Raw genomic sequence first — 9,590 nt, 5'->3', positions numbered from 1 at the left:
CCTCGTCCGGCGGAGCCGACGCCTGATCCGCGCGCTCCGGCAGCCGCGCGGCTGGGGCCACGGTGCCGTGCTGTGGGGCGGCGTCGGACGCGGCGACCTCCGGCAGCTCCGTCATGGAATGGGTGACGACCGCGGCGGGAGCATGTGTGTGCGTCAGGCCCGGAGGGAAGGTGCGGGCCTCCGCCACCTGCTCCGGCGCCGCGGCGCCGGAGAACAGTTCCAGCGAGGCGTTGTCCTCGGCATCTTGCGTCGGCCAAGATCTCGCATCCGTCAACTCCTGACGGGTGTCGGCGGCGTCCATGCCCGCAGCCGCCTCGTGACCGACCGTGCCGGACCCGGTGTCCGCCCCGCTCCCGGCAGGCACCACCTGCGGCAGGGCAAGCTTGGCCCGGGGCGCCAGCAATCCGCCGAGTACGTCTTCGAGGCCGTCGGCCAGCTTGCCGGTGGCCGTGTCGACCGGGAGCCCGCCGTACAGACCGGCCGGGACCTTGATGCGGATGACGCCGTGCGGGCCGTGGACGACGGCCGTGACGCCGAAGCGGTACTGGCGGTAGGGGCGCTGGGCCTCCTTGTTGCGCTCGTCCGTTTCACCCATCGCGGAGGACCGCTTGAAGCTGTTCAGCCAGTTCTTGACGGTGATGGGCAGCCGGTCGAACACCTTGTGCTCGCCGATCGAACCGCCCGTCTCCGGCCCGAGCGTAATGTCCCAGCCGCTCGCCCGCTCCGTCTCGGACTTGGGCTCCTCGTTGCGCTGCTCGTACGACCGCTGCTTGAGCAGGGTGCCCTCCACCGGGCCGAGGATCTCGGCGCTGTCCAGTTCGAGGCCCACCGTGACCTGGTCGCTGCCCACCGGGACCTGGTAGGCGTGGTTCAGCAGCTCCTTGATGTGCGAGCGGAGCATGTTGCCGCTGGTGAAGTGGTTGTAGCGCAGTCCGGCCCGGGTGGTGAAGTTCAGCCCGCCGATCCGCGGCGGGGCACTCACGTCGAGTTCCGGAGCGGTGCGCTGGCGCAGTGCGGTCAGACCGGCCCAGCGCTCGATCGAGGCGGCTGCCGGCACCGACCAGGGGTGCAGCCCCTCCACGAGTTCCTTCGGCAGCGGGGGACGCGTGGGGGCGTCCGGCTTCGTGGCCGGCTGCTGCGGCTGGTTCCGCCTCTTGAGCTTGTTCGGCTTCCGCGGTGGCGCCGACTCCCAGGCCACCGCCGTCTCACGTACCCGGGTGAGATCGATGGCCTGCGGCGGCTCATGGGTCTCGACGGTCATGTGCCGGGGCACCAGCAGGCGCGCCTTCCCGCCCTCCACCAGCGGGCTGTTCCCCTCGGTGCCGTCACCCGCGTCGTACCACTGGAAGACGCCCCGGTCCCGGGACGGCTCCCCGGAGTACAACCTGGCGATCTTGTCGACGGCCCGCGCAGGCACGCTGAGGATCTCGGGCGGCTCGGTCGTCGTGCCCATCTCGACCTGGAACGTGATGTCGTGGTTGAACTCCTCCGACGTGTCCTTGGGGTTGGCCCGGTAGATCTTGACCGTCTTGTCGGTGCTTTCCTCGGTCCTCCCGCGGGAGCTGCGGTAGCCGGCGCCGCCCTCCACACCGCCGTGCCGGCCGCCGCCCTCCACGCGAGCGCGGGCGTCCAGTCCGCCGCCGTACTCAAGTCCGTGGCTCTCGCTCTCGGCCTTCTCGTGCTCCGCTTCGCCGCGCAGGGTGAGCTTGACGTCGTCGCGCGGTCGCTGGTCGGTCGCGGGGCCCAGCCGGGTGGCGTTGACCTTCACCCACAAATAGCGGGTGGAGCCCAGGGCGCCGGGGATCGGCAGCCAGCGGCTGACGCCCTGGTTGGTCGTCAGGGCGAGCATCTCGGGCTCCAGCGCTTCGGAGGAGAACGAGGCGGTCAGTGTGCGGTTCAGGAGGTTGGGACGCGGTGCGGCACCGGCCACCTTCTCGGTGGTGACCACACCGTGGTCCCGCAGCCGCTGGAAGATCGCCTCCAGCACGCCGTCGGCCCGCAGCACCTCCGGGTGCCCTACGCCCGCGATCAGGTCCGGGGACAAGTACGTCCGGGTGAGCTTCGGGTCCTCGTCGGCGGGCGGGGTGACGACAATGTCCGGGATCGAAGTCGGCGCCAGGTCCTGGTCGGCGTCGCCGGTCTGCTCCGGCTGGGCCTGCGTCCCGGGCTCCGAACCAAGTTCCGAACCGGACTCCGTCATCGGCTGGGCCTCGGGTTCCGCAGCCGGGACGGTCTCAGGTTCCGACGCCGACCGGGCCTCGGACTGCGAGTCGGATTCGGGCGTCGGCGGCATCACATCGGCGAGCCGGCGTTCGGGCACGAGCAGGTCCAGGCCGTTCTCCTTGCTCAAGTACCGTTTGGTCTCCGTGAGTTCCTTGCCCCGCCACCGTACGTAGGTGAGCTCGAAGACCGGGTTGGTGCGTACCGTGTGGACGTCGCCGCCGTAGGTCGCCCGGGTGATGTCGATCCGGCCGGCCTTGTCGGCGTCGCTGTGGCCCCATTCGGCGGCGGCCTCGCCGTAGCCGAGGACGGTGACACGGCCGCCGATGCCGCTGTGGTGGTGGCCCTCCTCCCTGTCGGCGCCGAACCGGAACTGGGGGCCGCCCGAACCGCTGAGGCCCAGCTCCAGTTCCCTGCTCTTCTCCTTCTCGTACGCAGCGGCGGCCTGGAGGTAGTGCTCGACCTCGACCTCGCTGCTGGGACCCAGGTCCTCAGGGGCGTCGGTGAGGAGCTTGACCCGGAACGCCTCCTTGTACTTACCGGTCTTCGGCAGTTCGGACTCGTGTCCGTGCGCCGCGGTCATCGCACCGAAGCCGGAGCCCAGGATCACCGGATGCGCCAGGTCCAGGATCTCCTCGGGCCACTGGGAGGGGTCGCGCAGCCAGCTGTCCGGCAGGTCGTGCTCCTCGGCATACAGCTGGGCGGCGAGCTGGGCGAGTTCGGGCATCATCAGGAAGGCCGGGTAGATGCCCTGGGTGCCGGTGGCGAAGTCCAGCGGCCGGTCGGTCTGCGGGCGGTTCTTGCTGATCCTGGCCTTGCCCGCGGTCTCCGCCTGCCTCGGAGTGACGGGCTGCTTGGGCGCGTGTTCCAGCGGGGTCACCACCCGGCCGACGACCGGGACCCGGCCGCTGAGGTAGGACGGCTTGCCCGACGCGGGGGTGACCGTCCACTCGTACATCATCCAGTAGCGGTCCTCGTGGACCTCGCCGGCCGTCTCCGTCCGCCGGTAGTTCTTCGCCAGACCGCTGAACTTCTGGGCCTTCTTCCAGGAGCCGCCGAACAACCCCTTGAACGCGCCGAGCGCGAGGCGGAAGGACGGGGTGGTGAAGTGCAGCCCGCCGAGGTGGAACTCGTGCTCCGGTACGGCCACTCGGGCACCGCCGCCGAAGCCGAACTTGCCGGTGGTCCCGCGGCTGCGCTCCCCCGATACCGTGGCGCCGCGGACGGCCCGGGCGTTGACCTTCATCTTGTACGTCTGCTCGACCGGATCCTTCGCCGGGTCGGCGGGGCCGGCCAGCGGGTTGGGACCGTCGATGCGGTCACCCCATCGCAGCCTCGCGGAGACCTTGTAGCGCAGGCCACCCAGCTCGATGGACTCGTGGACGCCCAGCAGCGCCTTGTGGGGGTCGGCAAGCCCGGATTCGCCGTAGAACGCCGCCAGATCGCGGTCCGCGGTCGCCCAATCGGTCTTCTTGGCCTTCCGGGCGCCGACCGCGTTCTGGTGGTGCTGCGCGATGGCCGCCCGGATGTCCGCCTGAAGGATCTCGGCCCCGGCGAAAGCGATCGGCATGCTGAAGCCGAAGCCCTGCCGGGAGGCGAGCGCGAGCGGTTCCCGCGGATGCGGGTTCAGCCGCATGCCCTTCCGGGAGTCCTCGAGCAGACCGAAGTTGAACGGGGACCGGGCGGTGGGCAGCCGTCGTACGGTATGTGGCTCGGGCGGTGTCAGCACCTGGTGGCGCGGCGCGTCGGGCCCCTCCTCGATCGGGCGCAGGTCCGGGGTCCACCCGGCGCCCACCGTCCGGTTGACGAAGTCGGCCGCCTCGCGCTGCGGGACGCTCAGCTCGGACTCGGTGGTGACCTCCACCGGCTTGACGGTGTGGGTCGGGGACTCCACGGTCGCCGTCAGTCGCAGTCCGACGCGGTACCTGCTCTGGTCACCGAAGATGTTCAGCACCGCGTGGCTCAGATGCCCGGCCTCGAGCGCGTAGCCGGTGCCGCGCTCACTTGTCAAGCTGCCGCCGACGGCAGGCGCGATGCCCGTCACCCGGACCGTCGTCGAAGCGGGGTGCGACGCCCCGTGCCCGTTCTCCGGGTCGCTGCCGGCCGCCGCCGCGTCAGCCCCGGAGCCGATGCCGGCCGTGTTGTACCCGCCGCCCAGACCGCCCACCGACGCGCCCTTGCTGGACGCCGTCCGGTTGGTGCCCGCGCCGATGTCCTCGCGGCTGCCCACGGTGGTGTCGCCGACGTACTGCAGGCTGGCGATCGATGCCTGCAGCCGCACATGGCCCTTGAACTTCGAGCGCAGCAGCGGACCGCTCACCTCGACACTGTTCGACGTGTCGCCGGAGGCCCACCACAGGTAGCGGCTGCGGGCGGTCGGTTCGGTGAGGAAGCCCTTCGTGGAGTCCATCTCCAGGCCGTCCATGAACTTCTTCACCGCCGGCGCCGGGAGCCCGGCGTCCAGCAGACTGCTGTGCAGACCGGCGATCACCGGTGTCATGTCCACCGCATTCAGCATGTCCCGCGCCTGCGACGGCCCGTGCTTGCGTGGCTGCTGCGGACGAGGCCCCTGCGGCGCGACCGGATCGGGCCGATGGCCGTTCTCCGCCGAGTACGGCGTCGGCAGGTCGACGTGGATCCGGTCGGGCACGGTCACCCGGTGACCATGCGGTGTGGCCTCCTTGCCCCCTACGAAGACCCGCATCTCCAGCCCGGCGCTGAAGCGGTTGAATTCATTGACGAAGGGCTTGCGGCCGAACAGCACCGTCCGTGCCCAGCTCTGCTCCTTGGTCTTCGACGATTCGACGCGAAACTGCGGCGCGCCGGCCAGGGCGGCCGACGCGGCCGCGCCCGCCCCCAGGTTCACGGACGTGAAGACCACCGTGTCCGCGCCCTGCACGGTCTCGCGAACGCTCCCGCCCCCGGTCTGCGTGGAAGTGAACCCGACCGCATACTCGGCCACGTCCTTCTTCTCCGACGGAAGGAACGTCAGATCCCGCAGCACCGGCCGCAGCCACACCAGCCGGCCGGCCACGACGAGTGTGCGTCCGGCCGCCAGGAGGTTGTCCCAGTGCTTCGGCTCCGTGGTCAGCAGGAGTTCTTGTACGGCGTCCCGGATCCCGGCACGCAGCGCACCTTCCGGATCCGGCACCGACTCCGGCAGCTTCAGTCCGTCGCTGATCGCCGCCGCCCAGAGCTCGGCCTGTTCGTCGGTGAACTCGATCTGCTTGACCGAGTCCGGCACGACGGCCTGGCCCATCGCGCCGTACTCGAGATACCAGGGCGTACGGTCGCCGGGCTCGTCCGGCGCGGTGACCACGATCTTGGGTGCGGGCGCGCCCGGTGCGCCGGCGCCCTCCGTCAGCGGAGCCTGACCCGCGTGCCCGTCCCCCGCAGCGTCACCGTCAGGACGGGCGTTCTCCGAAACCGACGACCGGCCTGACGAAGCGGCGTCCTGGTCCTGGTCCCGGTCCTGCGCGAAAAGTGACGGATCGATCTTCGGCTCGTCGTAGGCCACCGTGAGCCCCTGCTTCGGCACGAACCGGAGCAGGGGCTCACCGCCGGGTTGGTGGAACTCGACGATGGTCTGGAAGATCTGCTGAGCGAACTCGCCGACGGGCTGCCAGAACTTGTGGGCCTCATGCATGACATCCATGTCCGACGCCATCATCTTCGCGATGATCGCCCGTTGCCGCTCGTCGCTGATACGAAGTCCGGTCTGCACGTCGAACATGTCCCAGGTGTCGACGTCCGAGGCCAGGAAGCGAAACTCGCCCTCCTCGTTCCGGCGTTGGACGAGCCCGTCGACGACCCGGTACTCATCGGTGTCCGTCAGCGCCTTCATGGCCTCACGCAATTCAGAGTATTCCTGAAGCCGCTGCTCGTACCGCTTGTGGATCGCCGCGACGGTCTTGGCATCGTCCGGCAGGTTGGCCGGCCGGCCGGGCTCGAAATATCCCACCAGCCCGCCGCGGCCGGGGTGCCTTTCGATGGCGGCCCCATACGAAACACCCAGATAAGCGTCGTAGTAGTTGATGGTCTTGGCCTTGACCGCCTCCGGCTTGGGCAGGGCCCCCTCAGCCAGCCGGCGCACCGCCTCGACGCTGCGGCCGCGGACGTCGATGACGACCCCGTTCGTGGCCGCCATGTACTGAAAACGCCGCGCGAGAGCGACCGGCATGCCCCATCCCTCCAGGGCGGCCTCCTGAGGAACAGCAGCGGACTGGGGCTGCGAGACTTCCTTGACCGGGGGGAGGACGGACGGGCGCCTGTCCACCACCGAATTCACCCTCAGCCCTCTGAGACCGTCCTGGAGCATGGCGTCCGACGAGCGCCGCTCCGGGGGCGCGGTAGGCGTGCCGGCGTCCCCCGCGCCAGGGCCCGCCCAGCCGGGAGCCCAACCGCCGAACAGCGGAGCCGCGGGATCTGGGGTGCCGGTCGGCGACTCCGACGACTCGTGCTGAACCGGACCGGGATCGAGCGTCTGGTCCGGGCCGGATTCCGGCGCCCCAGGCCCCGCGTTCAGGACGTGCGGGTCCTCGGCTTCCGGAACGATCGCGTTCCTGTACGCCGGATCAGGGTCCCTTTCGGCGGGACCCCAACCGCCCGACTCTTCCGCGTCGGACTCCTGCACAAACGCCTCGTGACTCGTCGTGGCACCGTCGGGGGCACTCCCGGAAGGCACGGCGGAGGATCCGTCGCCGTCGGCCGCGGGCACCGCTCCGGTCGGCGCCTGCCGACCGCTCACAGCCGAGCCGTTGATCTCCTTCGCGTAATCCCAGTTGGGCTTCCACTTTTGGTCCTCGATCGCCCCATTGCGGATGACCCAGGAGCCCTTGATGAAGCGGTTCGCGACGCCACCAGGAAAGAGCGCCTTCACCGCGTCGGCGCGCAGGCCACTGTAGCCGTGACGGGCGTAGGTCGCCTTGACGTCGACACCGCCCGGCGCATCGATCTCGAAGACGAACCCTTGGCTCAGTTGCCGCGCAGCCTCCTCCGCCGAATCGAAGGCGCCCATGAAGCGGAATCTACGGTGCGTTTTCGACTCGACACGGGTGACGATGTTCAGGCCCTCACCAGCGGAACTCAAGCCCCGGACGAAAGCCTCGTCGGGGTCGATGGTGGCCGCCACGAAGAACAGTCGCTTCTGGGACATGACGATCGGCTGCGGGGCGATGTCAGTGAATCTCGTGGGACGAACAGCACCAGGCGCGTACCCAGTGGTCGCCTCGGGTCGGGAGGGGACGAGCTCGTGAAGCGCGGACTCGGCACCCCCCACGATACCGAACACCCGCGCACGATCCTCGTTGCGGAGGTACTGCCGGACGGCGGCCGATACATCCACCACCAACCTCCGCAGCTCTTCGTACGAGCCAGAGGTCAGCGCTGTTCCCAACGCGAACTTACCGAGCCTCCCGGCAATGGTCTGCACCTCGGACCGGGGAAGCGGCGGCCGCGCACCTCCGACGGCATCCGGCAAACCCCCACCGCTCACCATCTCCAGGAAAGTCACGAAAGCCTGCACCGCAGGCACCCTCTGGACGGCCTCCCGCAGCCCGTCCTCGGACAGCAACTCCCGGAACATCCCAAGACCGTCGGCCGGACCACCCAGCATGAGCTGGACATACGCCCGGGAGTCCGACACGCCACCTGCAACGGGCTGGACAGTGACCATCCGGCCCGCGTCAGTGACGGTCCACCCGTCTGCACCCACCAGAGCCCAGTCCAGGCCGAACGGCCACGGCTCGCCATCGCTGGCGCGCAGCGCCTCACGCGCCGCCATCACGACAACCGCACGCCGACGCCGCTCCCCCTCATCCACTCCCCCGACCTCGAACACGAACTTCGCGACAAACAACTCCTGCCCGTCATCCCCCTGAGAGAAGCGCCCACTCCCCAACCGCATCTCGACACCCGGCCCCTTAGCAAGCACCACATCAAGAGCGGGCAGCGGCACATGAGGATCCGACCACCGCAGAGCATGCGGGTCCTCGACCTCCACAACAACGGTATTCCGGTGCCTGGTACCGGAACCCGCCGGCCCCGTCGCCGAATCAACCGCCATGGCATCCTCGTCGACCGCCATGGCATCCTCTGCGGCCGCCACGACATCCTCTGCCGCCCGCACGGGATCGAGCTGCGGAAGAACCTCCCGGACCTTGTCGACAGTGCCGAGGAACTCCTCACGGTCCTCGGCACTGAGTTCGCCGACGTGCGGCCACGTGGCCTGGGCAGCCTTCGAAACGGCCTCCACCAGCTTCTGCACCCACTGGTACGAGAGGGCCGTCAGCGGCCTCCCCGGCACGACATCGCCAAGCGACTTGGCGAAAGACACCGCCATCGGGACGGTGAGCGGCACCTGGGGAGGACGATCACCGGCCACCGGCAGGGGCTGACTGCTCGCCTTCCTCAAGAAGGGCACGAAAGCCTGCACCAAGGGGGACTGCAGAACCTCCTGGTCGATCCCCAGCAGCAGCTCATCGAACTGCCGCTCCAGGGACACCGCAGACCCGCCGCCACCGTCAGCCGCAACCCCCGCGACAGCAGGCACTTGCTGACCGCTCACCACCGAGCCCTTGGACGTCGTCGCGTAGTCCGGGTTGGGGTACCACTTCTGGTACTCGACCGCCCCTCCGTGCCCCTTCCAGGCGCCCTTCATGAAGCGGTTCGCGACGCCACCAGGAAAGAGCGACTTCACCTCACCTATGGTCAGGCTACTTTGAGCTGCACCGAGCGTCGCCTCGACGTCGATGCCGCCCGGCGCATCGATCTCCCAGACGAACCCGCGGCCCAGCTTCCGCGCAGCAGCCTCAGCCGAACCGAAGGCGGCGACGAAGCCGTACGACGATGTCTGTTTCGTCCCGAAAAATCCGAAGATGTTCAGGTTCTTACCGGTGAACCTCAAGCCCCGGTCCAAAACGTTTGCGATGACTTGGCCGGACGTAACGAAGAACAGTCGTTCCTGGGACTTTTTCGGCTGCGGGGTGATGGGAGCCCTGCCCGGGTCAACAGCAGCACCCGGCCACTGCCCTGAGACCGGCTCGGGCGGGTCGGGGTTGAGGTCGTGAAGCGCGGACTCGGCACCCTGCACAATACCGAGCACCACCTCACTGTTCGCGGGTCGAAGGTGGTTCCGGACAGCGGTCGACACATCCACCACCAGCTTCCGCAGCCCCTCGTACCACTCGGCGCGCAGCGGCGTACCCAACACGAACCTGCCGAGCACCCCGGCGATGATCCGCACCTTGGACCGGGGAAGCGGCGGCCGCGCACCGACGACGGCATCCGGCAAACCCCCACCGCTCACCATCTCCAGGAAAGTCACGAAAGCCTGCACCGCAGGCACCCTCTGGACGGCCTCCCGCAGCCCG

At 69.3% G+C, this 9,590-nt stretch carries 1 pseudogene; it reads right to left on the bottom strand.

Annotated elements, in window-relative coordinates:
- A pseudogene (locus AB0N07_RS48600) lies at nt 1-9,124 on the bottom strand (hypothetical protein); the annotation flags it as partial.
- Between the last annotated feature and the right edge of the window lie 466 nt (nt 9,125-9,590).

Origin of the sequence: Streptomyces sp. NPDC051172, from assembly GCF_040682555.1 — a bacterium.
Lineage (GTDB): Bacteria > Actinomycetota > Actinomycetes > Streptomycetales > Streptomycetaceae > Streptomyces.
The sequence above is the reverse complement of the archived record's forward strand: the minus strand, read 5'-3'. Positions and strand labels throughout refer to the sequence as shown.